General features: G+C 45.4%; 25 protein-coding genes. 7 read left to right on the top strand and 18 right to left on the bottom strand.

What is annotated here, in order from left to right; translation table 11 throughout:
- Positions 1-71 precede the first annotated feature (71 nt).
- From LSG34_RS12585 to LSG34_RS12570, 4 genes are all read left to right on the top strand, one after another.
- Positions 72-656 (top strand): Fe-Mn family superoxide dismutase, encoded by a 585-nt coding sequence (locus LSG34_RS12585; protein WP_233009457.1) that lies wholly within the window; start codon positions 72-74, stop codon positions 654-656.
- 231 nt (positions 657-887) lie between these two features.
- Complete coding sequence (locus LSG34_RS12580) at positions 888-2,810, top strand: PrkA family serine protein kinase (RefSeq protein WP_233009456.1); 1,923 nt, start codon at positions 888-890, stop codon at positions 2,808-2,810.
- A 21-nt stretch (positions 2,811-2,831) separates the two neighbouring features.
- On the top strand, positions 2,832-4,100 hold the full coding sequence (locus tag LSG34_RS12575; RefSeq protein ID WP_233009455.1) for a YeaH/YhbH family protein: 1,269 nt from the start codon (positions 2,832-2,834) through the stop codon (positions 4,098-4,100).
- 23 nt (positions 4,101-4,123) lie between these two features.
- The gene (locus LSG34_RS12570; protein ID WP_233009454.1) at positions 4,124-5,626 is read left to right on the top strand and encodes a SpoVR family protein; all 1,503 of its coding nucleotides are present in this window, start codon (positions 4,124-4,126) and stop codon (positions 5,624-5,626) included.
- A gap of 16 nt (positions 5,627-5,642) precedes the next feature.
- On the opposite strand, the gene LSG34_RS12565 is transcribed toward LSG34_RS12570, so the two are convergent.
- On the bottom strand, positions 5,643-6,605 hold the full coding sequence (locus LSG34_RS12565) for a sensor domain-containing diguanylate cyclase (protein WP_233009453.1): 963 nt from the start codon (positions 6,603-6,605) through the stop codon (positions 5,643-5,645).
- On the bottom strand, positions 6,606-7,637 hold the full coding sequence (locus LSG34_RS12560; protein ID WP_233009452.1) for a response regulator: 1,032 nt from the start codon (positions 7,635-7,637) through the stop codon (positions 6,606-6,608).
- A gap of 145 nt (positions 7,638-7,782) precedes the next feature.
- On the opposite strand from LSG34_RS12560, the gene tpx reads away from it, so the two are divergent.
- Both tpx and LSG34_RS12550 read left to right on the top strand, forming a co-directional pair.
- Positions 7,783-8,391 (top strand): thiol peroxidase, encoded by a 609-nt coding sequence (tpx, locus tag LSG34_RS12555; RefSeq protein ID WP_233009451.1) that lies wholly within the window; start codon positions 7,783-7,785, stop codon positions 8,389-8,391.
- 132 nt (positions 8,392-8,523) lie between these two features.
- The gene (locus LSG34_RS12550) at positions 8,524-9,006 is read left to right on the top strand and encodes an Hsp20 family protein (protein WP_233009450.1); all 483 of its coding nucleotides are present in this window, start codon (positions 8,524-8,526) and stop codon (positions 9,004-9,006) included.
- 2 nt (positions 9,007-9,008) lie between these two features.
- On the opposite strand, the gene LSG34_RS12545 is transcribed toward LSG34_RS12550, so the two are convergent.
- From LSG34_RS12545 to LSG34_RS12480, 14 genes are all read right to left on the bottom strand, one after another.
- Entirely contained in the window at positions 9,009-9,776 is a 768-nt protein-coding gene (locus LSG34_RS12545; protein ID WP_233009449.1) for an alpha/beta fold hydrolase, read from the bottom strand.
- Between the two features lie 3 nt (positions 9,777-9,779).
- A complete protein-coding gene (locus tag LSG34_RS12540; protein ID WP_233009448.1) occupies positions 9,780-10,160 on the bottom strand; it encodes an MAPEG family protein in 381 nt (126 codons plus the stop codon).
- Between the two features lie 148 nt (positions 10,161-10,308).
- Entirely contained in the window at positions 10,309-10,953 is a 645-nt protein-coding gene (gene adk, locus LSG34_RS12535) for an adenylate kinase (RefSeq protein ID WP_233009447.1), read from the bottom strand.
- 465 nt (positions 10,954-11,418) lie between these two features.
- Positions 11,419-12,129, bottom strand: coding sequence for a DUF3379 family protein (locus tag LSG34_RS12530; protein WP_233009446.1), 711 nt, complete (start codon positions 12,127-12,129; stop codon positions 11,419-11,421).
- Positions 12,122-12,682 carry a sigma-70 family RNA polymerase sigma factor gene (locus LSG34_RS12525; protein ID WP_233009445.1) on the bottom strand — a complete coding sequence of 187 codons (561 nt, stop codon included), beginning with the start codon at positions 12,680-12,682 and terminating at the stop codon, positions 12,122-12,124. The genes LSG34_RS12530 and LSG34_RS12525 overlap by 8 nt, the downstream gene beginning before the upstream one ends.
- An 89-nt stretch (positions 12,683-12,771) precedes the next feature.
- Positions 12,772-13,413: an HvfX family Cu-binding RiPP maturation protein gene (locus tag LSG34_RS12520; protein WP_233009444.1), complete on the bottom strand. Its 642-nt coding sequence runs from the start codon at positions 13,411-13,413 to the stop codon at positions 12,772-12,774.
- Between the two features lie 195 nt (positions 13,414-13,608).
- Positions 13,609-15,540 (bottom strand): molecular chaperone HtpG, encoded by a 1,932-nt coding sequence (gene htpG, locus LSG34_RS12515; RefSeq protein ID WP_233009443.1) that lies wholly within the window; start codon positions 15,538-15,540, stop codon positions 13,609-13,611.
- Positions 15,541-15,972: 432 nt separating this feature from the next.
- Positions 15,973-16,575: a recombination mediator RecR gene (gene recR / locus LSG34_RS12510; RefSeq protein WP_233009442.1), complete on the bottom strand. Its 603-nt coding sequence runs from the start codon at positions 16,573-16,575 to the stop codon at positions 15,973-15,975.
- Positions 16,576-16,593: 18 nt separating this feature from the next.
- Positions 16,594-16,929: a YbaB/EbfC family nucleoid-associated protein gene (locus LSG34_RS12505; RefSeq protein WP_233009441.1), complete on the bottom strand. Its 336-nt coding sequence runs from the start codon at positions 16,927-16,929 to the stop codon at positions 16,594-16,596.
- Between the two features lie 76 nt (positions 16,930-17,005).
- Positions 17,006-19,207, bottom strand: coding sequence for a DNA polymerase III subunit gamma/tau (dnaX, locus tag LSG34_RS12500; protein WP_233009440.1), 2,202 nt, complete (start codon positions 19,205-19,207; stop codon positions 17,006-17,008).
- A 21-nt stretch (positions 19,208-19,228) separates the two neighbouring features.
- Positions 19,229-19,777, bottom strand: a complete 549-nt coding sequence (gene apt / locus LSG34_RS12495; protein WP_233009439.1) for an adenine phosphoribosyltransferase — start codon at positions 19,775-19,777, stop codon at positions 19,229-19,231.
- A gap of 272 nt (positions 19,778-20,049) precedes the next feature.
- Positions 20,050-20,787 (bottom strand): HvfC family RiPP maturation protein, encoded by a 738-nt coding sequence (locus LSG34_RS12490; protein ID WP_233009438.1) that lies wholly within the window; start codon positions 20,785-20,787, stop codon positions 20,050-20,052.
- Between the two features lies 1 nt (position 20,788).
- Complete coding sequence (locus tag LSG34_RS12485) at positions 20,789-21,631, bottom strand: HvfB family MNIO-type RiPP peptide maturase (protein ID WP_233009437.1); 843 nt, start codon at positions 21,629-21,631, stop codon at positions 20,789-20,791.
- 53 nt (positions 21,632-21,684) lie between these two features.
- Complete coding sequence (locus LSG34_RS12480; protein WP_233009436.1) at positions 21,685-22,002, bottom strand: HvfA family oxazolone/thioamide-modified RiPP metallophore; 318 nt, start codon at positions 22,000-22,002, stop codon at positions 21,685-21,687.
- 147 nt (positions 22,003-22,149) lie between these two features.
- Here LSG34_RS12480 and LSG34_RS12475 point away from each other — a divergent pair, with 147 nt between their 5' ends.
- On the top strand, positions 22,150-22,521 hold the full coding sequence (locus LSG34_RS12475; protein WP_233009435.1) for a hypothetical protein: 372 nt from the start codon (positions 22,150-22,152) through the stop codon (positions 22,519-22,521).
- Here the strand turns inward: LSG34_RS12475 and LSG34_RS12470 are convergent.
- Together LSG34_RS12470 and LSG34_RS12465 are read right to left on the bottom strand one after the other, a co-directional pair.
- The gene (locus LSG34_RS12470; protein WP_233009434.1) at positions 22,518-23,480 is read right to left on the bottom strand and encodes a class I SAM-dependent methyltransferase; all 963 of its coding nucleotides are present in this window, start codon (positions 23,478-23,480) and stop codon (positions 22,518-22,520) included. The two genes, LSG34_RS12475 and LSG34_RS12470, sit on opposite strands and share 4 nt — an antisense overlap.
- Positions 23,481-23,564: 84 nt before the next feature.
- Entirely contained in the window at positions 23,565-26,165 is a 2,601-nt protein-coding gene (locus tag LSG34_RS12465) for a TonB-dependent receptor plug domain-containing protein (protein ID WP_233009433.1), read from the bottom strand.
- Between the last annotated feature and the right edge of the window lie 80 nt (positions 26,166-26,245).

Below are 26,245 nucleotides of genomic sequence, written 5' to 3'. Positions count from 1 at the left end.
TTGAGTAATTTAGTCGGGTTTTGTAGTCTACGCGATGCAGACCCCATAAACAACGCCTACGGAGAACTACAATGGCTTTCGAATTACCAGCATTACCTTTCGCAAAAGACGCATTATTACCTCACATCTCTCCTGAAACTCTGGATTATCACCATGGCAAACACCATAACGCCTATGTGGTGAAGCTGAATTCATTAGTTGAAGGCACTGAATTTGCCGGTAAGTCTTTAGAAGATATCATCCGTACTTCTCAGGGTCCGGTATTTAACAACGCAGCCCAGATTTGGAACCACACCTTTTACTGGAACTGCTTATCACCAAATGGTGGCGGTGAACCAACAGGCGCTTTAGCTGCTGCAATTACTGCACAGTGGGGCTCTTTTGCTGCATTCCAGACTGCTTTTAATGACAAAGCCGTCAACAACTTCGGTTCAAGCTGGACCTGGTTAGTGAAAAAAGCAGACGGTTCTTTAGATATCGTCAACACCAGCAACGCTGGCACGCCACTGACTGATAGCTCAGTGACTGCACTGATGACAGTGGATCTGTGGGAACATGCGTACTACATTGATTTCCGCAATGCACGTCCAACTTACTTAAATGCCTTCTGGGCATTAATCAACTGGGAATTTGCTGCGAAAAACTTCGCTGCTTAATTTGCTGTTGCTGTAAATTCTTAAGCTCGGTTCGCCGGGCTTTTTCTTTTGTCCCTAATTAAAACCCAGACTCTAATCAGAGTCCCACCTTACTGTTCTGTTCACTCATCGCTACAAAAAAATTCATATTTTTCTGTGAATTAGTTGAGCGAAGCGCTTTTTTACTGTCTAACCTTACATCAGTGGCTTTATTTGCATTCAGTTCCCACAGACCAGTTTCGGAGGTGCACTATGGGCATTTTTGAGCACTACAAATCTAGATACGAAGCATCCAAAGAAGAGGAATACAGCATTCAGGAATATCTGGAGCTGTGTAAAAAAGACAAAAGTTGTTATGCAAGCGCTGCCGAGCGTTTGTTAATGGCGATTGGTCAGCCTGAGCTGATTGATACAGCACAGGACTCTAAACTAAGCCGCTTATTCTCCAACCGCGTCATTGGCCGTTATCCGGCTTTTGCCGAGTTTTATGGCATGGAAGATGCGATAGAACAAATTGTCTCCTACCTGAAGCACTCAGCCCAGGGACTGGAAGAGCGCAAACAAATTTTGTATCTGCTAGGCCCTGTCGGTGGTGGTAAATCATCTTTGGCCGAAAAGTTAAAATCGCTGATGCAGCAGGTTCCTGTCTATTACATCAAAGGCTCACCTGTTTACGACAGCCCTTTGTGTCTGTTTGACGTCAACGAAGATGGCAATATTCTGGAGCAGGAATACGGCATTCCCAAACGTTACCTGAAAACCATTATGTCGCCATGGGCCAGTAAACGCCTGCATGAATTCAACGGCGATATCAGCCAGTTTAAAGTGGTAAAAAAATACCCTTCGATTCTGGATCAAATCTGTATTGCCAAAACTGAGCCTGGTGATGAAAACAATCAGGACATAGCGTCTTTAGTAGGTAAAGTCGATATCCGTCAGTTGGAACATTTTGCCCAAAACGATCCGGATGCCTACAGCTACTCAGGCGCTTTATGCCGTGCCAATCAGGGCCTGATGGAATTTGTTGAGATGTTTAAAGCCCCTATTAAGGTGCTGCATCCACTGTTAACTGCCACTCAGGAAGGCAATTACAACGGCACCGAAGGCCTCGCCGCCCTGCCCTTTGAAGGCATTATTCTGGCGCACAGCAACGAGTCGGAATGGCAGACTTTTCGCAACAACAAAAACAACGAAGCCTTTTTAGACAGGGTTTATATTGTCAAAGTGCCTTATTGCCTGCGGGTGTCTGAAGAAGTCAAAATTTACGAAAAACTGCTGGAGCATAGTGAATTAAAAGTCGCTCCTTGCTCTCCTGCGACTTTAACCTCTCTGGCACAGTTTGCCGTATTGTCGCGTTTAAAAGCGCCGGAAAATTCCAGCTTGTATTCCAAAATGCGGGTTTATGATGGCGAAAGCTTAAAAGACACAGACCCTAAAGCGAAGTCTTATCAGGAGTACCGCGATTATGCGGGCGTGGATGAAGGCATGTCGGGTTTATCCACCCGTTTTGCTTTCAAAATTTTATCCCGTGTCTTTAACTTTGACTCGACCGAAGTAGCCGCTAACCCTGTGCATTTGTTTTATGTGCTGGAGCAGCAGATAGAGCGGGAGCAATTCCCGTCCGATGTGTCAGAGCGTTATCTGGAGCATTTAAAAGGCTACTTAATCCCAAAATACATCGAGTTTATCGGCAAAGAAATTCAAACCGCTTATTTGGAGTCTTACTCTGAATATGGCCAGAATATTTTTGACCGTTATGTCATTTATGCTGATTTTTGGATCCAGGATCAGGAATACCGTGATCCTGAAACCGGTCAGCTCTTTGACAGAGCTGCACTGAATGCTGAGCTTGAGAAAATTGAAAAACCAGCAGGCATTAGTAATCCAAAAGATTTCCGCAATGAAATCGTCAATTTTGTGCTGCGGGCCAAAGCCAAAAATAATGGCAAAAACCCAACCTGGACCAGCTATGAAAAACTTCGCACTGTGATAGAGAAAAAGATGTTCTCCAGCACCGAAGAGCTGTTGCCTGTGATTTCCTTTAACGCCAAAACCTCCACCGACGATCAGAAAAAACATGATGATTTTGTCGACCGTATGATGGAGAAAGGCTACACCCGTAAACAAGTGCGCTTACTCAGCGAGTGGTATTTACGGGTTCGCAAATCGCAGTAAGGTCAGAGCCTTGGAGGTTGTATGGCGCATTTTATTGACCGACGCTTAAATGGCAAAAACAAAAGTGCTGTCAACCGACAGCGCTTTATTCGCCGCTATAAGCAGCAAATTAAACAAGCTGTATCCGATGCCATCAGCAAACGTAGTGTCACTGATATCAACAACGGTGAAAAAGTCTCTATTCCCGGCAAAGACATTACGGAGCCTTTTTTCCATCAGGGTCAGGGTGGTCACAGAGAACGTGTACACCCGGGCAATGACCAGTTCAGCCCTGGCGATAAAATCAAACGGCCTCAAGGTGGACAAGGTGCTGGCTCAGGTCAGGGCGATGCCAGTGCAGATGGTGAAGGCGAAGACGAATTTGTATTCTCGATTTCTAAAGACGAATACCTGGATTTGTTATTTGAAGATTTAGAACTGCCGAATCTGAAAAAAAATCAGTTGGATAAGCTGGTGCAATACAAAAATGTACGGGCTGGTTTTCGCTCTGAAGGCGTGCCCACCAATATTGATATAGTGCGATCACTACAAGGTTCTTTAGCCCGCCGTGTCGCAATGACGGTTGGGAAAAAACGTGAACTGCATGAACTGGAGGCCAAATTAGCCTTAGTCGAAGCAGAGCCAGTGCCGGATCAGCATCAACTAATGGCACTGCGGGAGCAAATTGAGCTGCTTGAAAAACGCATAGGCGCAGTACCTTTTATCGACAGCTTTGATTTACGCTTTCGCAATTTCCAGAAACGCCCTGAACCCACCAGCAAAGCCGTCATGTTTTGCCTGATGGATGTGTCGGGTTCTATGGATCAGGCGACCAAGGACATGGCCAAACGTTTTTATATTCTGCTCTATATGTTTTTAAGCCGCAGCTATAAAAATGTCGAAGTAGTCTATATCCGCCACCATACACAAGCGAAGGAAGTGGACGAACAAGAGTTTTTTTACTCACAAGAAACAGGCGGCACTATAGTGTCCAGCGCGCTAAAAATGATGGCCGATATTGTCAAAGACAGATATAACCCGGCTGAGTGGAATATCTACGCAGCGCAAGCCTCAGACGGTGATAACTGGGCCGATGACAGCCCGCAATGTGCAGATTTGCTGGCACAGCAGATTTTGCCTTTTGTGCGCTATTACGCCTATATCGAAATTACCCCACGGCCCCATCAAAGCCTGTGGCTGGAGTACGAAAAATTGCAGCAGAGTTTTGATAACTTTGCCATTCAGCCGATACGGCAAGTAGCGGACATCTATCCTGTATTTCGTGAGCTCTTCAAAAAACAGGCTGCTTAGCTACTGACTTCAGGGAGTTGCTTATGTCTTCTGTTGAACAAAAACAACCTTTATCCGACGGCCCGGACTGGAGCTTTGAATTATTAGGCCAGTATCAGGCAGAAATTGAACGGGTCGCCAAACTCTATAAACTGGACACCTACCCTAATCAGATTGAGGTGATTACGGCCGAACAAATGATGGACGCTTATTCCAGTGTTGGCATGCCCATTGGCTATAACCACTGGTCCTATGGCAAAAAGTTTATCCAGACAGAGCAAAACTACAAAAGGGGTTTTATGGGGCTGGCGTACGAGATTGTGATTAACTCCAATCCCTGTATTGCTTATCTGATGGAAGAAAACACCATGACCATGCAGGCGCTGGTGATGGCGCATGCCTGCTATGGTCATAACTCATTTTTTAAAAACAATTACTTATTTCGAACCTGGACTGATGCGTCATCCATTATCGATTACCTGGTGTTTGCCAAACAGTATTTAAGTCACTGTGAAGAGAAATACGGTATCAGTGAAGTGGAAGATATGCTGGACTCCTGCCATGCGCTGATGAATTACGGTGTCGACAGATACAAAAGACCACAAAAAATCTCGATGGACGAAGAGCAAAAACGTCAGAAAGACCGTGAAGCTTACCTGCAGTCTCAGGTCAATCAACTGTGGAAAACCATTCCGAATAAAGGTGATTTATCTGCAGAGCATGAGTACCGTTTTCCATCTGAACCTCAGGAAAACATTTTGTATTTTATTGAAAAAAATGCGCCGCTGCTCAAACCCTGGCAACGTGAAGTAGTGCGTATAGTACGGAAAATTTCGCAGTATTTTTACCCGCAAAAACAAACCCAAGTGATGAATGAAGGCTGGGCAACCTTCTGGCACTACACCATATTGCAACATCTGTATCAGGAGAACTTAGTCACCGACAAGTTTATTCTGGAAGTACTGCATAACCATACCAATGTAGTGTTTCAGCCTGAATACCACAGCAAATATTATTCAGGTATTAACCCTTATGCTTTGGGGTATGCCATGTTTACCGACTTGCGCCGCATTTGCGAGCACCCAACCGAAGAAGACAAAGAGTGGTTTCCGGATATTGCAGGCTCGGACTGGCTGGAAACTTTGCATTTTGCCATGCAAAACTTTAAAGATGAGAGTTTTATCAGCCAGTATTTATCGCCAAAAATTATCCGGGACTTTCATTTATTCGCCATCACAGACGATGACAAAGAAAGCACTTTGGAAGTGGTCGCTATTCATAACGCTGAAGGTTACCAGCAAATCCGCCAGACTTTGTCAGCTCAGTACAACTTAAGCAATATTGAACCTAATATTCAGGTGTATAGCGCGGATATCACAGGAGATCGCAGCCTAACCTTAAGATTTATTCCTAACAAACGTATTCCGCTGTCAGACAATTTCCAGCAGGTGCTGAAACATGTACACCGGCTTTGGGGTTTTAATGTGCAACTGGAGCAACTAAACGAAGATGGTAGCGTGAAACTATTAGGGAGTTGCCCACTGTAGCAGCGTGTCAGAGCCTTTACTCTGACACTGCTTTAGTAATGCAGTTACGCCCTGCCGCCTTGGATTGATACAAAGCCTTATCCGCGGCTTCCAGCCAGTCTCGATACTCGCCCATGTCTTCGCGGTATTCAGCCACACCTATACTGACGGTCACCCGCAATATTTGCTGATTATATTCCACCGCCATAGCTTCAACATTTTTGCGCAGACGTTCCGCAAAAAACATCGCCTGCTCTACTGTGGTATCGAGCAGTAACACAGCAAACTCTTCACCACCATAACGGCCTGCCACATCAGTGCTACGCAGATTTTTTTTCACAGCAGCAGCAACCTGTTGGATCACCGCATCACCAGCAGCATGACCAAAGGTATCGTTCACCCGCTTAAAGTGGTCAATGTCACACATCAACAAAGTGCTGTGATGGCCGCTGCGTTTTATGCGTTTGTATTCATTGATCAGCGCTTCTTCCCAGGAGCCTCTGTTATTTAAGCTGGTCAGGAAGTCGGTTTTGGACAAAGTGCGTAGCTGTCCATTCATCGACTCCAACTCTAGCCTGCTGACAGCGACGTCCGTCACATCATAAATAATCAGACAAAGGTGGGTCACTCTGCCCATAGTATCGGTCAGCGGGAATATAGTGCTGTTTTGATACATATATTCCGCCGAGCCTGTAATAGGCCGGTAGTTACGAAACTTGAAAATATAAGGCCGCTGCTCCCAAATGGTAAAAGCACGGTTCTTTAATAAAATCACCGGATCGCATTTGCGTCGCAACCAGTCTTCATCAATTTCAGAGAATAAATCAAATAGGTATCTGTCGCGCACCTGACGGGGCGTCAGACCGCTATGGTTTTCCATAAAGCCGTTCCACACTTGAATGCGGTAATCAGCAGATAACACCACCAGGCCAACGTCAACCGTCTGGAACATGTCCATCAACCAGTGGATTTCGGATACATCTACGTTGTTTTGTGACATTTAATCTTCCAGCAGGAATTCGACTTTATAGTTCAGGGTTTTAATACTGTCTTCGGTAAACAACAGTAATAAATCGCAGCTGATATTATAGTTTTCAATACCATAGCTGATTTCTATCGCTAAAGTTCGACGCCATCGTCTGGCATTGGCTTTAATCAGTTCACTGACAGGTGCATGCTGTCCTAACACCACAGGGTGGCCTTGACTAAAGGTCATATCAATTTGTTCAGCCAGCCCTTTTAGTACAGCACCAATCAGAATATTGGCAATGTCCATCAATAGCTCCAGCTCCACTTTGGTGGTCAGCTCGCCGTTGTATTGCATCAACCGGGCTATATCAACAAAACTGGAGTCATTGAGTATCAGCAGCGCTTCACCTGCGACACCACCACCTATAAAGCCCTGGCAAACAGCTGAGGTGTTTTCTTTTTGCTCTACTGAGGCGATCGCCATATGAAGTTCGCTAACTTCAATGACATTGACGTTAGGAATAGGCAGTTTGACAAAGACCTTCAGCAGGCGCGCCAATAAATCACCGGCCTGCCCCATAGCTACATTACTCAGCTCCTGGAACACATCACGTAAATCGTTGGATAATACAAAAGAGCCGGTGTTTTTTACTGCTGCGACTTTGGGTTCGGTTTTAGCTTGTGCTTGTTGCTGAATGGTTTTTTGTTCAACCAGACCCAGCACATGATTTAGCTTTTGTTGGTCGACAGGCTTTTTAATAAAATCCAACGCGCCATAAGATAAAACCCGTTCACGGGCTTCCGGCTGAATATCACCTGATACCACTATAGTTTTGACGGACAGCTGTTGTTGCTGAATAGCTGCAAGCACCTGATAACCATCCAGGATCGGCATATTTAAATCAAGGAAAAGTAAGTCGATTGGCTGGCGCTGTAAAATATCCAAAGCTTCCCCACCATGACCCGCAAACTGGATATTTTGCTGCCACTCTGCAGGTAAAGCTCTTGCCATTTGTTTACGTGCAAGGTTGGAATCGTCACATATCAAAACTGCTGCTACCATTTACGGCTCACTTCACGTATTGTTATTTTCCAGTGTAGTCAGAAAGGTGGCTCTGCGCTAACCCTGTGTAGTATCTGACAAAAAATAAGCAACACCTACTATTTTTTTCACTTTCAGCCGTATTACCAATCTGGGAGACATTTGAATGTCGTCAAATCTGATAAAAACCATCATTGTTAGTTTAGCCTTAAGTCCCGCAGCCTGGGCCGTTGATTTAAATGCACAGTTGCCAAGTCGATTATCCGAAGTTAAAGCCGGTAATAAGGCCGTTGAATTACAAGGCCATCAGGTGCAGTTACAACAACAGGCACCTGATTTTCAGGTGGTGGACGAGAAGTTTAAAACCATCAAATTAAGCGACTTTAAAGGTAAAACAGTATTGATCAGTGTAGTGCCTAGTGTCGATACCGGCATTTGCTCGCTGCAAACCAAAAGATTTAACCAGGAAGTGAGCAAAGTGTCTGACGATGTGGTGATGATGACCATCTCTACCGACCTCCCCTTTGCGCAAAAACGCTATTGTGCTCAGGAAAAAGTCGATCAGTTACTGGTGTTATCTGATGCTGTCTGGCGTGATTTTGGCAGTAATTACGGCCTATTAATTAAAGATATGGGCATTCTGGCTCGCGCCGTTTTAATTATTGATGCAAAAGGGAATTTGGCCTATCAGCAGTTGGTTCCAGCGCTGGCGCAGGAACCGGATTACGCTCATAGCATGGCTGCTCTTGCGCAAATAACCGGCAAAAAATCTTAAATATTTGCTCGCCCCTCTCTTGAAAATTATCTAAGCGAACATATTAAAACAGCAGGTGGCCATCCGGCACCTGCTTACATTGCTCGTTCATTTGAAGAGCAGAATAGATTATTTGCCTTAGAGGATTTGATTATGAACACTTTAGATTTCACCCCATTCTACCGCTCATTTATTGGTTTTGATCATTTAGCTAACCTGATGGATGCTGCAGCCCGCAATGAAAAGCAGCCCGCTTATCCACCGTACAATATTGAAGTGACAGGTGAGGATCAATACCGTATTACCATGGCTATTGCCGGCTTTGATGAAAACGAGTTGTCGATTGAAACTGAACACAACAACTTAGTGGTACGAGGTCAGAAGGCCGATAAAACCGAAGGCCGCCGCTTCCTGCATCAGGGCATAGCAGAGCGTAACTTTGAGCGGAAGTTCCAGTTGTCGGATTATATTAAAGTGACGGGCGCTCAGATGAGCCATGGCCTGTTGCATATTGAGCTGGTACGTGAAGTACCGGAAGCGTTAAAACCACGCAAAATCAGCATTAATCAGCAGTCGACGGTCAAAGTCGAACCTGCGCTGCTGAATGAACATTTAGCCCAGGTTAGTAATGGATAAACTTAGTAATGGCTAGGCTTAGTAACGGCTAAACGCTGAATAAACTCAAGCAGAACAGCATTCACCAGTTCTGCATCTGTAACGGGCCCCATGTGGCCCGTTTTTACTGTCTGGAACTCGACGCAAGGCAAAACACCTGCCAGCATTGTTGCCAAACGTTGTGCTGATAACTGGCTTTGCTCGCCACTTAACAGCAACACAGGACAGTGGATAGCAGTGGCGTAATCGGTAAATGTTGCGGGCTCTTCACTTAAAGCTTCAAAATCAGCAGCCACTTTCCCTACTTGCGTTGTGAGTTTTTGCTGCATGACATCCGGCAAATGATGGAAATAACCTTCACCTTGCCAATAATCAATAAAAAGCGCTGCTGCGTCTTTTGGGCTTACATTCAGCATCTGCTGGCTTAACTGCTGTACCTGCTGATACAAAGCAGGCTCTGTCGTTTTAAATAAATGAAAAGCCACAGGTTCAAACACTAACACGGCTTTAAATAGTTCAGGCCTGGTCCTGGCCATATGCAAAGCGACTGCACCACCAAAAGAGTGTCCAATCAAAATCACTGAAGCTGCAGGATGTCCTTCCAGCAAAGGCCACAGCTGGCTGGCCTCATCAGCCAGTTGCATAGGCCGGGGGTAACTGGCTGTATTACTGCCATAACCCAGCAGATCAGGATTCAGCACTTGATAGTCGGCTTTCAGAGCCAGTTTCAAACCCTGCCATTGGCGTCCACTGGAAAGTGAACTGTGCAGCATCAGAACCGTAGTTTGCATCTGTTACTTCGCCAGTAAAAACACTGCACCTACAATAAGTGCAGCGAAAGTCGAAATCATACCTAAAAAACGAGGCACCGACGTGCCGCTGCTGCGCCACAAACCTATGGCATGCAGTACTCGTCCAGCTAAAGTTAAACCAGCCACCAGATGCAATTGCCAGGCAGGGCCTTGTTGTAACTCCAGTAGCGCAACAAGAATAAGCAAAAACGGCACATATTCAGAAAAATTGCCGTGCATCCGTACCGTTTGTAACAACTGCGGATCTTTCCCTGTTCCCAGACCAACGCGAAACTTAAAACGCTGACGCACAACTAAACAAGCCAATACGACATACAACAGTGCCAGAATCGCCGCGTAAAAAGAGGTAATAGCTAAAGTCACATTGATGCCCTTAAAGTTGTTGCAGAACTATCGACTGAAATAGTCTGCGGATGAGACTGAAGCTCATTGAATCCTTAGACCCACAGAAATCGCTACAGGATCCAATAAAAAGCCCACTCTAGGTGGGCTTCGATGAAACTGGCAGGGGTTAACCTAATAACGCCTCGAGTTTTGCACTGACTTGTTCAACTGGCAAGGTCCCAACCATATAGTGGTACTGAGTGCGGCCCTGTTCAGCTTCTTTACGGTAATAACCGACCAGCAGTTCAGTCTGCTCGTGATAAATACCTAAACGCTTACGTACAGTTTCTTCTTTGTCGTCTTCACGGATCACTAAATCTTCGCCGGTCAGATCATCTTTACCATCCACTTTTGGTGGATTGTAACTGACATGATAAACACGTCCTGAAGCAGGGTGCACACGACGACCGCTCATACGCTCTACAATCACATCATCCGGCACATCAAACTCAATGACGTGATCAACCACCACGCCATTGGCTTTCATCGCGTCAGCTTGTGGAATAGTGCGCGGGAAACCATCCAATAAGAAGCCTTTAGCACAATCTTCTTTGCTGATCCGCTCTTTCACTAAACCAATAATTAAGTCATCAGACACGAGCTGGCCTGCATCCATCACTTGCTTAGCTGCCAGACCTAAAGCAGTGCCCTCTTTGATGGCAGCACGCAGCATGTCACCAGTCGAAATTTGTGGGATCCCATACTTGTTCATCAGAAACTGCGCCTGAGTTCCTTTACCAGCACCCGGGGCACCCAACAAAATAATACGCATACAAAGATCCTCAATTAACCTGGGATTGATCCATTTGTTATAGGGGATGAATCTTTACATAATGTGCTTCATCAGACAAGGAATTTGTCTGCTTGTCTTACCTGATCGGCCCAAGTCAAGCCTACTTTGGTAGGATAACTTACTACAACAGTCGATTGGGCCATCTATAGAGGGGAAATACGGCTAAAAGAAAAAAAAGTTGAATAAAGACAGTATGCTATTCGACTAAAGTGGTGCATTTTCACTGCGTTGCAGAGCAACCCCTACAACAAGGCTGCTGAGGTCAAATTGTGTAACTGCCGAAATAACAACCAAAACACGCACATTATAAACTGTTGATTTATATAACTTAAAATTGAAACGACATCTAATGCAATCGACCTAAATTGATTGAGATCAATAAAACCAGGAATTTTATAAAGAAAAGCTTCGGAAGTACATAAAGTACTCCGAAGCCCATTTTTATCAGGCTTTAAATTGCAGGTTATTTAGCAGTTGCTGTTCACCTTGTCGTAGCACTTCAGCTTTATCACTGACCATCACCAGAATAGCTTTGTGGCTATTGATACTACGTCCCTGGTATTTGTCATCATGAAACTCTGCTTCATAATCCAATGAGTTCTCTTTTGGTACCACAAAGACTGTCATCAATCCTTGTTCTGTCTCCACGACCAGATGCAACGATCGGGTGCCACGGAAATTACAGAAGTTCGCGTAGACTACAGCATGGCCGTTTTCAACCAGGCTGGCATCAAACTCAGCCAATTTGGCGTTCACATCGGACAGAGACAAAGCCGTCGTCATATGCTGGATATAAGGCTCTTCATGGTAGACATGAGCCAGCGAATTTTCGCCGAGGCTTTGCGAGCCATACAGAAAAAACGACCAGTTCAGCGCAAAACCTGCTAAAAACGCCACAGAAGCGGCTAACGCAATCAGATTCTGATAAAAGCGTTTCTGCTGTTGTTGCTTGTGTTTGTGCTGTTGCAACAACAACGCATTTTCCAGCGCTTTTGGCACGGGTGGACTTAACAGCTGTTTAATCTGCTGATCCAGCTCCAGTACATCCTGATGAAACTGCTGACTATCCGGGTCCTGCTGCAACTGCTGTAGTTGTTCAGGGGTCAAATGATAGGGGTCAGTCAGCAAACGACGGCGAACTTCTAACTCATCCATTTTTTTGCTCCCTGACGGTTTCATGGCTTAACAAATCCCGTAATTGCTTACGGGCGCGGAATAAACGGGTATTCACTGTATTAAGATTCAGAGACAACAATTGTGCTATTTCGTCTCCACTAAAACCGCCGATAATTTGCAGGATCAACGGCTCACTGTATTCAGGCTCCAGACTCTCAATTTGCTTTAGTAACTGCTGCTGTGAGTACAATTGCTCAGGACTCACCTGATGTTCGTCCAGCAGCAACTCCTGCTCTACTTCCTGATACTGAAACTGTTTACGTTCAAAACGTCGGGCATTTTCATTGCGCAAAATAGTAAACAACCAGGCTTTGGCAGAGGCTTCGTTTTGAAGCAAATCAATACTTTTCCAGGCTCGTAAATAAGTATCCTGCACTAAATCTTCCGCAATATCAGCGCTTCGACAAATCCAGCAGCTATAGCGGTATAAATCCGCATGATATAAACGTACCAGTTGCATATAGCTGTGCTGACGCTGCTCTTTTTCCGGCGTCTGTTTTTTTGCAGTCGCTTTATTCGTTGACCACCACATCACATTCGTTGTCCTTGTAGGCAAGAGCGCCGTATCCGGTTTGGTTTCCGGTTGTGGCTGCTCACTATAGGACATAGACCTAAGAAAACTCAAGCTACAGTCTCCTGTGTTGTTACCGCTGCGGCCGCTTTGCGACTCAACCAATAGTCCAGACTTAACCAAGGCCCTGCCCCATAAACAACTAACAGCAACAGCATGACAAAATAAGTCGCAGCAAATTCAATACCGTTATTTAACACCACCAATTTGCCGCTGGAGATAAGCCAGTTGTAATCCGGTTGTTGCTGCAAGATTTCATTGGCTTTGGCCAGTTTATCGGGAGCTGCCATCACAGCTTCATTACTGAAAATAGTGCCATCAGCCAGCCAGCTTGACGCATCCGCTATCGCCAGCCAGCCATTTTTCGCATGCACTGTCAGCATAGCCACCAGCATGGTCATACTTAATCCCAAAGCGGTCAGTCGGGTGAATAAACCCAATAGCAAAGCTAAACCACCACCAAGTTCCAACAGAATCACTAAAGACAACATCAGCGCAGGCACAGGTAAAGCTAAACCCCAGTCCGGATCAGCGAACCAGCTCAAGGTACTGTCAAAGTTTTGCAGCTTAGTCCAGCCAGCCTGCATCATCACAGAGGTCAGGTACAGCCGCAGCAATAACAAAGAAATAAAGTCCAGTTGCTGTAGCTTGGTCACTAGTTTTTGATAAAAGAGGATACTTTGTTGTATCACAATCAGGCTCCGCATCATGCTGTTGTGATAAGAGACAGGGGAAGAGCTGAAAATCTTTCCTGAGACACAAAATTGTCTGGATCAATTTTGAACATCGAAGAGCAGCGACGATGGCCCGAAGAGTGCTGTGCAGGACTGCACAGCATATAAAAAAGCCCCTGCGCTTGCAGAGGCTTTTTAAACTCAGAGTAAAACTTATGCTTTTTTCGATAAATCCAGCAGCAGCGCGTTTAAGCGGCTGACAAAAGTTGCAGGATTTTTCAGGCTACCACGTTCAGCTAATAAGGCCTGATCAAACAAGACTTCAGCCCACTGTTTAAACTGCGTTTCGTCCTGCACATCGGCAATATGTTTCACCAACGCATGATCCGGGTTCAGTTCAAAAATAGGTTTCACGTCCGGTACTTTCTGACCCACAGATTCCATCAGCTTCATCATCTGCGTGCTCATATCAAACTCGTCAGTGACAATACAAGCTGGGCTGTCGGTTAAGCGATGACTGGTTTTCACTGATTTGACCTGATCACCTAAAGCTGTTTTAAAACGTTCAGTCACAGCAGCAAATTGCTTTTCCGTTTCTTCCTGAGCTTTTTTGGTTTCTTCGTCATCCAGCTTGCTGATATCCAGGCCACCTTTGGCGATAGAGCGCAGTTTTTTGCCTTCAAAGTCAGTCAGGTGCTGCATTAACCACTCGTCAACGCGGTCGGATAACAGCAGAACTTCGATGCCTTTTTTACGCAACACTTCTAAGTGCGGACTGTGTTTGGCCGCCTCAAAGCTGTCGGCAACGATAAAATAAATTTCGTCCTGACCTTCTTTCATCCGGCTGACATAAGCTTCTAAGCTGACCGTCTGATCGGCATTGTCGTTGTGAGTCGAAGCAAAACGCAGCAACTTAGCGATAGTTTCTTTGTTAGCGAAATCCTCTGCCGGGCCTTCTTTCATCACCTGGCCAAACTCAGTCCAGAAAGTCTGGTACTCGGTTTGATCCTCAGCTTTGGCCATTTTCTCCAGCATTTTTAATACGCGGGATGTACAGCCTTTACGCAGGCTTTGTGTCACTTTAGTATCCTGCAAAATTTCGCGGGAGACGTTCAGAGGTAAATCGCTGGAGTCCAACACACCTTTGATAAAACGCAGGTAACTTGGCATAAACTGTTCAGCGTCATCCATAATAAACACGCGCTGTACATAGAGTTTTAAACCATGACGGGCTTCACGGTTCCACATATCAAAAGGTGCTTTTTTCGGCACATACAATAAGCTGGTGTAGTTGGTATTGCCTTCTACTTTGTTATGACTCCAGCTTAATGGCTCAGTCCAGTCGTGCGAAATATGTTTGTAGAATTCCTGATACTCCGTGTCAGTCACTTCAGATTTATCACGCATCCAAAGCGCTGTGGCTTTGTTGACTGCTTTCCAGAACCCTTCAGTGGCAGGGATTTTTTCGCCCTCTTCACCGTCTTGCTCTGGTGTACCTTCCTGATACATTTCCACCGGAATGCTGATATGGTCAGAATATTTAGTCACAATAGACTCGACTTTCCACTGATTTAAAAATTCAGTTTCTTCGTCACGTAAATGCAGAATAATTTCTGTACCACGGCTTGCTTTGACGATAGGAGTAATAGTGTATTCCCCCTCGCCTGTCGATTCCCACTCAACAGCAGAATCAGCTGGCGCACCGGCTTTACGGGTTTTGACTGTCACTTTGTCAGCCACAATAAAAGCAGAGTAGAAACCTACACCAAACTGACCAATCAGTTGAGAATCTTTGCTTTGATCGCCTGAGAGCTGACCGAAAAATTCCTTGGTGCCGGATTTCGCGATAGTGCCTAAATGGCTAATCACTTCATCCTGCGTCATACCAATACCGTTGTCGCTGATGCTAATGGTTTTAGCTGCTTCATCCAGGCTGATCCGAACCCGTAACTCGCCGTCATTGTCATACAGGCTGCTGTCTGACAAAGCTAAAAAGCGCAGTTTATCGGCCGCGTCTGAGGCGTTGGATACCAGTTCGCGCAGGAAAATTTCTTTATTGGAATACAGCGAATGGATCATCAGCTGCAGAAGTTGTTTGACCTCGGCCTGAAAGCCGTGCTTTTGTTTTTGTACTGTTTCAGTCATATACAGCTCCTTATCTTTCGTGGAATGACTTTAATGCAAAAGCGCCTATGCAAGGGCGTAGCGCCTTTCGAATTGTGCTGGCAAGGATATGGGTTTAATACCCACAAATATCAAGGGGGCAATAGCGGCAAAACTCAGAACAAAATGGAGGATCAGGCAATTGGATAAAGAATAGACAGTGGCTACGGCTCTGACCAAAAGCATTGGAGTTGTAGCAAGGCTGCAAGTGAAAGAGTCCCAACATACATAGGCCACTATGTGATTGGGGCGAGAGGCGCAGCCAACAAAGCTATAGTATCAAGGACGAAGGTACTGAGCAAAGGCATTGGAGCTAGAGCGCGGCGGCAAGCAAGCGAGTCCCCCTGAGCATAGCTTACTATGCGATTGGGGCGAGAGGCGCAGCCAACAAAGCTATAGCTTCAATGACGAAGCTCAGATAGGTTTGCGGCCACTAAAGGCGTGCGACAAGGTAGTCCCATCCACATACTCTAAATCCCCCCCCACAGGCACACCATGCGCAATACGGGAGACATTGACCTGATACTTTTTACACTGCTCGGCAATGTAATAAGCTGTGGCATCCCCTTCCACTGTTGGGTTGGTTGCCAATATCACTTCCTGCACTGAACCTGTACCCAGCTGCTTTTGCAGTAAATCCAGGCCCAATTCAGAAGGACCTATGCCATCAAGTGGCGACAACTGGCCCTGCAAGACAAAATAACGGCCTTTAAACTGACCTGTTTGCTCTATAGCAAACTGATCAGAAGACGAGGCGACAATACAAAGGCTTTGACTGTCGCTTCGCCTCGGGTCTGAGCAAATCGCACATAAATCAGTTTCGCAAAAAGTACGGCACTGCTGGCAATGCCCTACTTTCTCCATAGCCACAGCCAAGGCTTTCGACAACTGCACAGCGCCTGAACGGTTGCGTTCCAGCAACTGCAGGGCAATACGTTGTGCCGACTTTGGACCTACGCCCGGCAATATACGCAAGGCGTCGATCAACTGCTGCAACAATGGGCTAAATTTGCTCATAGTGGATCAGATAACCACTTAAAACGGCATCTTAAAACCAGGAGGTAATTGCATACCACCCGTTACAGCAGCCATTTTCGCTTTGTTATTTTCTTCAACACGGCGTACCGCATCGTTAATAGCTGCAGCAACTAAATCTTCAACCATTTCTTTGTCATCCTGCATCAGACTGTCGTCGATGCTGACACGGCGTACATTGTGGTTGCCTGTCATGGTGACTTTCACCAGACCTGCACCCGACTCGCCTATGACTTCCAGATTAGCCAATTCCTGCTGGGCCTTTTGCATTTTATCCTGCATGGCTTGCGCCTGCTTCATGATATTGCCTAAACCGCCACCACCACCTTTGAACATAACTGTACTCTCTTTAAAAATGACTCGATTAAACTGGCGACAAGATAATGACTTGAGCCCCAAAATACAAGACGAATTAGTTGACGATAATACTATCGGCGACTATTTCCGCCCCAAAGTCTTTTTGCAGCTGTACCACCCATGGGTCCTGTTGCAGCAACTGCTCTACATAAACCAGACGTTCCTGCTCAATACGCTGCTGAATAGCCACAGGGCAAGTCTCTACCCAAGGCTGATACTGAATGTCCAGCTGAACCGTTTTATGAAAAGCCTGACTCAGCTCTTTGACAATTTCAGCACGGAATTTTTCTTTATCCAGATGTTGCTGGCTTTGACAAACCAGCAACTGCACAGTGTTCCCTACCCAACTGATGCAACTGTGCAGCAGATACAAACGTAATAATCCGCCTAAATTCAGGCTATCCACTAAAGCAGCCCACTCATCGACCTGAGCGGCAAGTCGCACTGAAAAGTTTTCGGCTGTGATCACACCATCAAACCTATACTGTGCCTTAGCTTCTGGCGCCGCTGCAACTGGCTGTGATTCTGGCACAGGTTCAGATTGATGTTGCTGCTGAAATTCCTGCCAGGCCCAGTCGGCTGCAAAATCTGCATCCTCTGTCGGTATATCTGACATATCAGATTCATCCGGATAAGCGGACATTGCCGCTTCTGGCTGTTCAGGCACAGCAGCAGGCATAACCGGGCTGTGCTGAATAACAGCTGGAGCCGTCCGAGACGGCTGATTCACAGGGGCTTGCTGCTCTAACACAGCCTGCTGTTGTAATACGGGCTGCTCGACTGCCGCTGGAGCAGCTTGTGCTCTTGGTATAGCAGCAGGCTCTGCAGCCTTGGCTACAGCAGGAGCTGGTTCAGACTTTTTTTCGCTCTGAGTCTCCACAGCTCTATCAGCGCTAACAGCATCAGCTTTAATACCACGGCGCGCCAAAATAGAAGCAGCAATACCTGCAGCAGCTGGTTGCGCAACAGCAGTCACAACTTCTGTTGCAACATGCTGCTCCGGAGGCATTTCAACTACAGCTTCGGGCTTTGACTGCAATGACTCTGCCATAGCAAGCGCAGGTTCGGGCTCTTTAGCCGGAGCAGTAGTTTCGGGTAAATTAAATTTAGCTTTGAGTTCAGCGGCATGTGATACAGGAAGCGACGCGCGCATCGCAGGAGAAGTATCAGCAGCTCCTGGCACAAAAGCCACAGCTCGTAATAACGCCATCTCCAGACCAATACGTGGCTCTGGTGCAAAGGCCAATTCTTTTTTACCGGAAATCAGTAACTGATAAAACAGCTGTAACTGCTCAGGGCTTTGCTGCTCCGCTAATTGCTGGACAAAAGCGCTGTGATCTGTGACCAAATCAGCAGCCTGCCAGTTAAACTGACTTAAGGCCGCTAAATGCAGTAAGGCCAGCATATCATCCAGCACATGGGCAAAATGACTGTGCTGCTGCACTAATTGATCCAGATGCTGTTTCAGCGCAGCTAAATCCCGGTTAATGACAGCAGCTAGTAAAAGCTCAGCCCACTGCTGCTCCAGATACCCCAACATATCGCGCACCAGAGGCACTGTGATGTTGGAATTACTCTGGGCTATAGCTTGGTCAGTCAAGCTTAATGAATCGCGTAAACTGCCTTTGGCAGCTCGGGCTAATAAAGCTAACGCATCTTCTGCTGCCGGAATGCCTTCCTGCGCCAATACATAAGATAAGTGCTGTTTAATTTGTTCCGGGCTTAACGCCTTTAAGCTGAACTGCAAACAACGGGATAACACTGTGACAGGCAGCTTTTGTGGATCAGTAGTCGCCAGCAGAAACTTCACATGAGGTGGTGGTTCTTCCAGAGTTTTCAAAAGTGCGTTAAAGCTGTGACGCGAAAGCATATGCACTTCGTCGATTAAGTAGACTTTATAACGGCCGCGGCTTGGCGCGTATTGCACGTTATCAAGTAAATCGCGAGTATCTTCCACTTTAGTGCGGGAGGCAGCGTCAATTTCTAACAGATCAACGAAAAAACCCTGATCAATTTCAACACAAGCGCTGCAGACTCCACAAGGCGTAGAGGTAACGCCAGTTTCGCAGTTTAAACTTTTGGCAAAAATACGGGCTATGGTGGTTTTACCGACACCACGGGTGCCGGTAAACAAATAGGCATGATGTAATCTGTTGTGATTCAGCGCATTGGTCAGCGCTGTTTTCACATGATCCTGGCCGACCAATTGACCAAAATGTTGCGGTCGCCATTTTCTTGCCAGTACTTGATAACTCATGCCACCTGCCTGTTGTTGGAATTAATCGCCTGCAAATTCAACCAGACTGTAAAGGTTCAAACCCAGCTTTTCTAAACGGGCTTGTCCGCCCAAATCCGGCAGATTTACCACAAAGGCGGCGTCTGTGGCTTTGCCACCTAAGCGCTCGACTAAACTGGTTGTTGCAGCAATAGTACCACCTGTAGCCAATAAGTCATCCACTAACAGCACCTTATCTCCGGCCGCTATAGCGTCCTTATGAATTTCCAGCGTGTCTTCACCGTATTCAAGCTGATAAGACTGAGCAATACGTTCACGTGGCAATTTTCCCGGTTTACGCACTGGCACAAAAGGTAATCCCATCGCATAAGCTAAAGGTGCACCAAAAATAAAACCACGGGATTCAGTACCAACAATCTTAGTAAAACCTTTGCCCTGATACTGCTGTTTGAAGGCATCAATCACCTTCGCAAACGCATCAGCGTCCAGCATCAGACTGGTGACGTCACGAAATAAAATACCTGGCTTTGGATAGTCAGGCACAGCTTTAATCACCTGACTTAATAAAGCGGAAAGAGATTCTGTAGTCATTCTCAGAGCCTTGTTCTTAAAACAAAAAACAAAGTCGGGCAAAAACAGCACGACTTAAAATAGATAAAAAAACCGCCACAAGGCGGTTTTTTTATCACTCGCAACACTTTAGCTGAAAAAGCGAACCCAGCTGATAATTGGAGGAAGGCATAAGCACGCCAGAAAAGCGACAATCAGTAAAACTAACTGGCCTATGCCAAAAGATTCTTTAAAATTTTCGTCTGCCATAATGCGAACTCATTCACTAAAAAGGTGGAACATGGTAATGAATTTTAGTCAGCTTGAAAAGCATGCACTATGCCTTTCTCTGCAAAATTTAGCAGTATTTGCTCTGCACCCGACAATAACTGAGTAGAATCCAGTTGTGGCACGTAAGGCGATAACTGCCCCACCAGTTCAGTCAGGGTCAAACCAGGCTGTTGTGCCAATACCTGTAACAGCAAAGTGGTCAGTTGATTTAACGCGATAAATTTTACTTCGTCATCAGAATTGCGATGGATCAGTAAAAAACTGGCTTCGGCTTCTGTGGGCTGAAACTCAACACAAATTTTATGCACCGGATACTGATAGGCCTGTACTGATGCCAGTTCAGACAACTGCAGCGACTGCTGTTTTAGATCCGTCACTGCAAACCCGACTTGTGCCTTGCGGGTTGCCAATTCCAGTTCAAGCCACTCGTAATGCGCCAGTTCCAGCATAAAGACAGGGTCATCGCCCTGGAGCTCGTAGTGGTCCTGTAAAAAATCTAAGAAACTCATGGCTATGGATAAGAAGAATGGGCTCTCGCAGCGATAGCTTGCAAAAAATAGCTGTAACCGCTGTTGCCATGCCTGCTCTGTATACAAAGATTTCAGCACAGGAAAAGCACTGCTGACAAAACCTGACACATTGTTAAACAATAACTCCCGATAAACATCCAGGCGTTCCTGATCGACATCTGCGGGCTTTTCGCTTTGATCAGGAGAACGTAAATAAGCAACGAATTGATGCTGAACCTGCTGAAATTTCATATCAGGCCCTTAACTTCATAGAGTCAGTTGGCTGCAGGCGACGAATATGCTCCAACTCAAGTTGCAGTTGCTGCATATCCGGAATATTAAAATCCCGCTCCAGCAAAGTCGGAAACAGACCATGATGCTGATAAGCTTCAGATAATAAAACCCAGACCGGATCAGAGACATCAGCACCGTGGGTATCAATCAGTAAGCTGTCATGTTGGCGGTAATGCCCTGCGACATGACCATAGGCAATACGTTTTGTTGGCAGGCCTTTTAAGAAAGCCAGAGCATCATAACTGTGATTGACTGAATTAACGTAAATATTATTCACATCTAATAGCAGCTTACAGTCAGCCAGCTCTAACACTGCATTGGTAAATTCAAGCTCAGTCAACTCCTGACCAGGCGCTGCATAATAAGAAACGTTTTCGACGACTAATGGCTGCTCAAGAATATCCTGCACCATACGGATACGGTCAGCCACATAAACAGCGGCTTCTTCGGTAAAAGGAATAGGTAATAAATCGTACAGATGCCCAGCCGCAGAGCAGTAACTCAAATGCTCGCTGTAGAGCTTAATCTGATGTTCTTTTAAAAAAGTTTTGATTTGACGGACAAAATCCAAATCTAATGGATCAGGACTTCCTAAAGATAAGGATAAACCATGACAAATAAAGGCATAACGCTCTGTTAACTGGCGAAATTTTTTCTGGTAAGTACCGCCATAAGGTAACCAGTTTTCTGGCGCCACTTCAAAAAAGTCGATGCCAGGTTGTGGCTGATCCAACACAGAACTCAGCATTTCACGTCTCAGGCCTAAGCCAACGTGAGAAGTCGCTAAACCAAAATCAGACATAACGTCTCCTTAAAAACAGTCAGCCTGCGAGTGCAGGCTGACTATTGGTGGTATTACGCATCGCCACCGCACTTGCCTTCACCACATTTAGCTTCTTTGGTTTTTTCTTTGTCTTTAGCGTCTTTTTTATCGCCGCCACATTTACCTTCACCACATTTGGCTTCTTTGTCTTTCGCTTTGTCTTCACCGCACTTGGCTTCTTTATCTTTGGCTTTGTCAGCACCACAAGAAGCTTCAGCAGAAGCTAACTGGTAGCCCGCATTCAGCTGTTCAGCAGAAAACGGATTCGCATTTGCGCTTAAGCTCAGAGTAGCTAAAGAACCCAGTACTAAAGCACTGACGGCAACAGCAGTAGTTTTATTTGATTTCATAACGATGTTCCTTGTGGTTGCATTAAGTTGCATTGAGTAGACCTGCCCGGGTACAAAAAAATTTCAGCACTTCGCTTTTTATTGATATAAATCAGGATAAGCAAAGACTCGCTGCTGCAGACTATAGTAATAAACGGGGAGTCGCAGATGCAAACTAAAGATCAGAAACCGCTGAAAATCAAACTGGAGGCTGAACTTGCTCAACTAAGCAATGACATCATGACGGTCGTCACTGCGTCAACTCAGGATGATTACAGCCAATTACAGCTTTTATTGCAGACTCAGCCTCAAAGCCTTTGGCCTGAGCTTTTGGAAGGAAAAAGTTCAGGTGTTCTCAAACAAAAACAGCAAAGACTGGAGCAAGTACTGGCTGCTTTAGGTCAGTTTCAAATGGGGTTATTTGGCCTCTGCGCTCAATGCGACAGCCCCATCAGCCCTGAAGCATTGAATCATGATCCAGCTACTTTGCTTTGTGATCTATGCCAGAGTCAAAAAAAAGCCGGCGCTAAAAGCAGCTAACTTGCTTTTGTTATACTCAAAGCCCAACCATACAAACCTTCTGATGTATAAAATGGTTCGATCTGAACCTGCTGCCATTCTAATGCCGACAACTGAGCTTTAAGTTGTTGTACTTGTGATTCAGACCAGCGGCAGTCTTTTTGTTCTGCTAATCTGAGCCTGTAGCTCACTAATGACTGCTCCAAAGCTGTCATTTTTAATAAAGCACCTGGCTGTAAGTTAGTGAGCAATGGAATAAAATCGGCAGCAAAAGCATTAAACCAGGCTTCATTGTTGCTGTTTATACAGTGTTGATAGAACTGCTGCACTTTTGCAATCAACTGCTGATTCAAAGCAGAAAAATGCGCATCTGTTTTTAGCATCACAGCTTGTTTTATTTTTTGCTCAGCATACTCAAGTACTGAACAAGCGTCCTGAGTTAAAGTCAGCTGCACTAACACCATATCCAACAACTTGAGGCTGTTATCTGTATCTTCAGATATAAAAGAGTTTGCATGATGCACTATGGCCTGAAAACACCCGCCAGGTTTTAGTACCCGAAAAACTTGCTGAAATGCAGTCATAACCTGAGCATACTCAAAACCGAATTGGCTTACTGCTAAGCTAAAATAATCCGCTAAAAAAGGTAGTTGTTCAGTCTGAACTTTTGGATAAAAATTTATTTTTTGAAGAAGAGCAACCAATTCAGGCTGAGATGAAAAATGCCTGACCGGATTTATATCTGCTGCATCCGTAGCCCATACTTCGCCTTGCAAACCATGCAAATCCAGATAGCGCTGCGCTGCAACGGCTAAAGAACCATTACCTGTTGCAATATCAAGAATTTTACCCGCTGAATAACACTGGCTAAAACAGGATAGCCAAAACTGCTCTACCTCATCTTTGTAACCCGTGCTGTGGTGGTCAACAAAACTATTCAGACTATGTGTGGTTTGCCAATACAGATCCCAATGGTGCATCGAGTTCATCCTCGTTGAGCTTTTGCCAAATCTTAGTTAAAAAAAAAGCGGAACCTAAGTTCCGCTTTTTATCAACTTAACTTATTAGAAGTTTTGTTGGAACTTCACGTATGCAATGCGACCGTAAGCATCGTATAAGTTGAAGTTGTAGCTACGACCATCGAATGGGATCAACTCAGGCTCTTTTTCGAACACGTTCTGAGCACCGATAGAGATTTTAGTACCAGTGCTGAATGTGTAACCAGCTTGTACATCATGAGTAACCCATGTAGGAACGTGGCCTGACTTGTCAAAACCACCTGAACCATTAGGTTCTACATCGATGTACTGATCACCGATTAAGTTCAGGTTCCATGCAAAATCAAAGTCGTTCAGTGAGTAAGTGTGGTTCAGAGTCGCACGACGCTGAGGTTCACCCATATCTTTTACTGTGTTACGACCACCATCGATCACGCTGTCAATACGGTGAGTAACCTGTAACGCCTGGTTAATACGACCATAAGCACCGAAATCAAAGTTAGTGTTTACGTTTAAGTCAACACCACTGATAGCCCATTCACCTTCGTTCGCATAACCCTGAGTGATCAGGTCGATGCCGCCGTTAGCTAAACGAGTTACACCTAAACCAGCTGGGATTGGGTCACCAGTTTGTTCACGTGTTAACAGAGTTTCAGCACCAAAGAAACGGATCAGGTTTTTGATTTTGATATCGTAGTAGTCAACAGAGAAGTTTAACCAATCTGTTGGCTGGTAAGCAGCACCGATAGATAACTGCTCAGACTCTTCTGAACTGATAGCAGGGTTTGCCATAGTGATAGCGCTAACCTGAACGTCACAACCTGCAGCTAAACCAAAGTTGATACAAGTTGGGTCATCGCTTACTGATGGGTTATCAGAAGCTGGCTTCTGAGTCAGGATATCCAAAGTTGGAGCACGGAAACCTTCACCATAAGAAGCACGTAATACTAAGTCTTCCATCGCATCCCAACGGAAAGATACTTTTGGAGAGAAGTCATTACCGTAGTCTGAGTATTTGTCGTAACGACCAGCAACAGTCATCTCCAGACCTTCCAGTAATGGAACTAAAGTCTCAAGGTAAGCTGATTTTAAGTTACGGTCGCCACCAGCTGAGTTACCAGAAGAACCACCTACTACACCAGCTTCTGACAAGGCGTCATATAAGTCAGCGTAAGTTTCTTTACGGTATTCACCACCTACTACAGCCTGAATAGTACCAGCAGACAGTTCAACTACGTCAAATGCAGCAGAAGCAAAAGCTTCTTCCTGATCAAACTTACCGATACGGCTGGTTGTTACGTTAAAGCCACTTAACATTTTCGCGTAGGCTTCACGGTCAGCATCTGTAGTGAAACGCTCACCAAACGGGTCGTTCACCATGTAGTCACCGCTGTCGATTGCAGCACGAGCAGCTGAACCTAACAGGTAACCACGACCAATTTCATAAGTTTTAGATTGGTTTTTACGTACACCAAAATCTACATCAACTTCACCAACAGTACCAGCAGCACCAACTAAGAAGTCAGTAGTCCAGTTATCAACTTCGTTGTCACGGTTGCCGATAGCAGCAAAACGGTGACGGAACTGAACTTCTTCATTAGGACCATTTGCCGCATCGTAGAATGGGCTTAATGGGTTAGTTGGGTTGTTTGGACTATCAGCTGACATAAATGCAGCTTCGCCAGCATCGTTTAATGATGGAGCATAACGACCAAATGATTTTGTTTTAGCAACCAAAGTATGAGAGAAAATTTTCCAGTCATCATTGATTTGGTATTCAGCTTTTACGAAACCTGAAGTGTTGCTTGTAGAAGCTTCGTTCGCGTTAGTTGCGTTGAAGTTATAAGCACACAGACCACTTGGTAAAGAGTAAAAGTTTTCGATGCCATTACATTCAGCTTCAGAAACAATAGAAGTAAAACCATCTGGTGATAACCAGTTATTTGCGAAGCTTGAAGCGCCTGGCTGAACCCATTTGTAATCACGTTCAAAAATGATGTCACGGCTGTTCCATGATACACCACCGATTACAGAAGCTTTATCGCTGGTAGAACCGAATACTGCAGAACCTTCTTCACGATCACCGCCATCATCTGGCAGGCTGACAGTTGAAGCGCCCATACGGAATTCAGCACCGTTGAAATCTTTACGAGTGATGATGTTGATAACACCACCGATAGCGTCAGAACCGTATACAGCTGATGCACCATCAGACAGAACTTCGATACGCTCTACCGCAGCCATAGGGATAGAGTTTAAGTCCTGAGAGTTACCAGTTGATGGTGATTTTGGTAAACGACGACCGTCAACTAAGATCAGTGAACGTTCAGCGCCTAAACCACGTAAGTCAACCTGAGAAATACCCTGAGCTGAGCTACCTGATTGTGGGCGGAAAGAACCTGATGAGTTAAATGTAGTATTACGCAGTAAGTCAGATACAGAAGTTTGACCTGAGAAATCGATAGCAGCGCGGTCGATTACAGTTACAGGTACAGCACCTTCTAAATCAGTACGTTTGATACGAGAACCAGTAACTTCAATACGTTCTACGTCTTTTGCTTCTTCAGCGTCCTGTGCGTTAACAGCACCAGTGAAAACGGCTGCAGAGGCTGCACCAAAAGCAACTGCTAAACGAACTGCTTTTGACAATTTATTATTTGTAAACATGTTTTTTCTCCCTGGACCACTATCTAGTGATTCTATTTTTACGATGACCAACCTTTGCGGCGATTGGAACTCCGAACTTT

The organism is Rheinheimera faecalis (assembly GCF_021290965.1).
Lineage (GTDB): Bacteria > Pseudomonadota > Gammaproteobacteria > Enterobacterales > Alteromonadaceae > Pararheinheimera > Pararheinheimera faecalis.
Note: the sequence above shows the minus strand (reverse complement) of the source record. Positions and strands in the feature narration are given on the sequence as shown.

Coding starts and splice junctions, on each gene's coding strand:
- LSG34_RS12585 (WP_233009457.1), top strand. CDS start 72: ATGGCTTTCGAATTACCAGCATTACCTTTCGCAAAAGACGCATTATTA.
- LSG34_RS12580 (WP_233009456.1), top strand. CDS start 888: ATGGGCATTTTTGAGCACTACAAATCTAGATACGAAGCATCCAAAGAA.
- LSG34_RS12575 (WP_233009455.1), top strand. CDS start 2,832: ATGGCGCATTTTATTGACCGACGCTTAAATGGCAAAAACAAAAGTGCT.
- LSG34_RS12570 (WP_233009454.1), top strand. CDS start 4,124: ATGTCTTCTGTTGAACAAAAACAACCTTTATCCGACGGCCCGGACTGG.
- LSG34_RS12565 (WP_233009453.1), bottom strand. CDS start 6,605: ATGTCACAAAACAACGTAGATGTATCCGAAATCCACTGGTTGATGGAC.
- LSG34_RS12560 (WP_233009452.1), bottom strand. CDS start 7,637: ATGGTAGCAGCAGTTTTGATATGTGACGATTCCAACCTTGCACGTAAA.
- tpx (WP_233009451.1), top strand. CDS start 7,783: ATGTCGTCAAATCTGATAAAAACCATCATTGTTAGTTTAGCCTTAAGT.
- LSG34_RS12550 (WP_233009450.1), top strand. CDS start 8,524: ATGAACACTTTAGATTTCACCCCATTCTACCGCTCATTTATTGGTTTT.
- LSG34_RS12545 (WP_233009449.1), bottom strand. CDS start 9,776: ATGCAAACTACGGTTCTGATGCTGCACAGTTCACTTTCCAGTGGACGC.
- adk (WP_233009447.1), bottom strand. CDS start 10,953: ATGCGTATTATTTTGTTGGGTGCCCCGGGTGCTGGTAAAGGAACTCAG.
- LSG34_RS12530 (WP_233009446.1), bottom strand. CDS start 12,129: ATGGATGAGTTAGAAGTTCGCCGTCGTTTGCTGACTGACCCCTATCAT.
- LSG34_RS12525 (WP_233009445.1), bottom strand. CDS start 12,682: ATGTGGTGGTCAACGAATAAAGCGACTGCAAAAAAACAGACGCCGGAA.
- htpG (WP_233009443.1), bottom strand. CDS start 15,540: ATGACTGAAACAGTACAAAAACAAAAGCACGGCTTTCAGGCCGAGGTC.
- recR (WP_233009442.1), bottom strand. CDS start 16,575: ATGAGCAAATTTAGCCCATTGTTGCAGCAGTTGATCGACGCCTTGCGT.
- LSG34_RS12505 (WP_233009441.1), bottom strand. CDS start 16,929: ATGTTCAAAGGTGGTGGTGGCGGTTTAGGCAATATCATGAAGCAGGCG.
- dnaX (WP_233009440.1), bottom strand. CDS start 19,207: ATGAGTTATCAAGTACTGGCAAGAAAATGGCGACCGCAACATTTTGGT.
- apt (WP_233009439.1), bottom strand. CDS start 19,777: ATGACTACAGAATCTCTTTCCGCTTTATTAAGTCAGGTGATTAAAGCT.
- LSG34_RS12490 (WP_233009438.1), bottom strand. CDS start 20,787: ATGAAATTTCAGCAGGTTCAGCATCAATTCGTTGCTTATTTACGTTCT.
- LSG34_RS12485 (WP_233009437.1), bottom strand. CDS start 21,631: ATGTCTGATTTTGGTTTAGCGACTTCTCACGTTGGCTTAGGCCTGAGA.
- LSG34_RS12480 (WP_233009436.1), bottom strand. CDS start 22,002: ATGAAATCAAATAAAACTACTGCTGTTGCCGTCAGTGCTTTAGTACTG.
- LSG34_RS12475 (WP_233009435.1), top strand. CDS start 22,150: ATGCAAACTAAAGATCAGAAACCGCTGAAAATCAAACTGGAGGCTGAA.
- LSG34_RS12470 (WP_233009434.1), bottom strand. CDS start 23,480: ATGCACCATTGGGATCTGTATTGGCAAACCACACATAGTCTGAATAGT.
- LSG34_RS12465 (WP_233009433.1), bottom strand. CDS start 26,165: ATGTTTACAAATAATAAATTGTCAAAAGCAGTTCGTTTAGCAGTTGCT.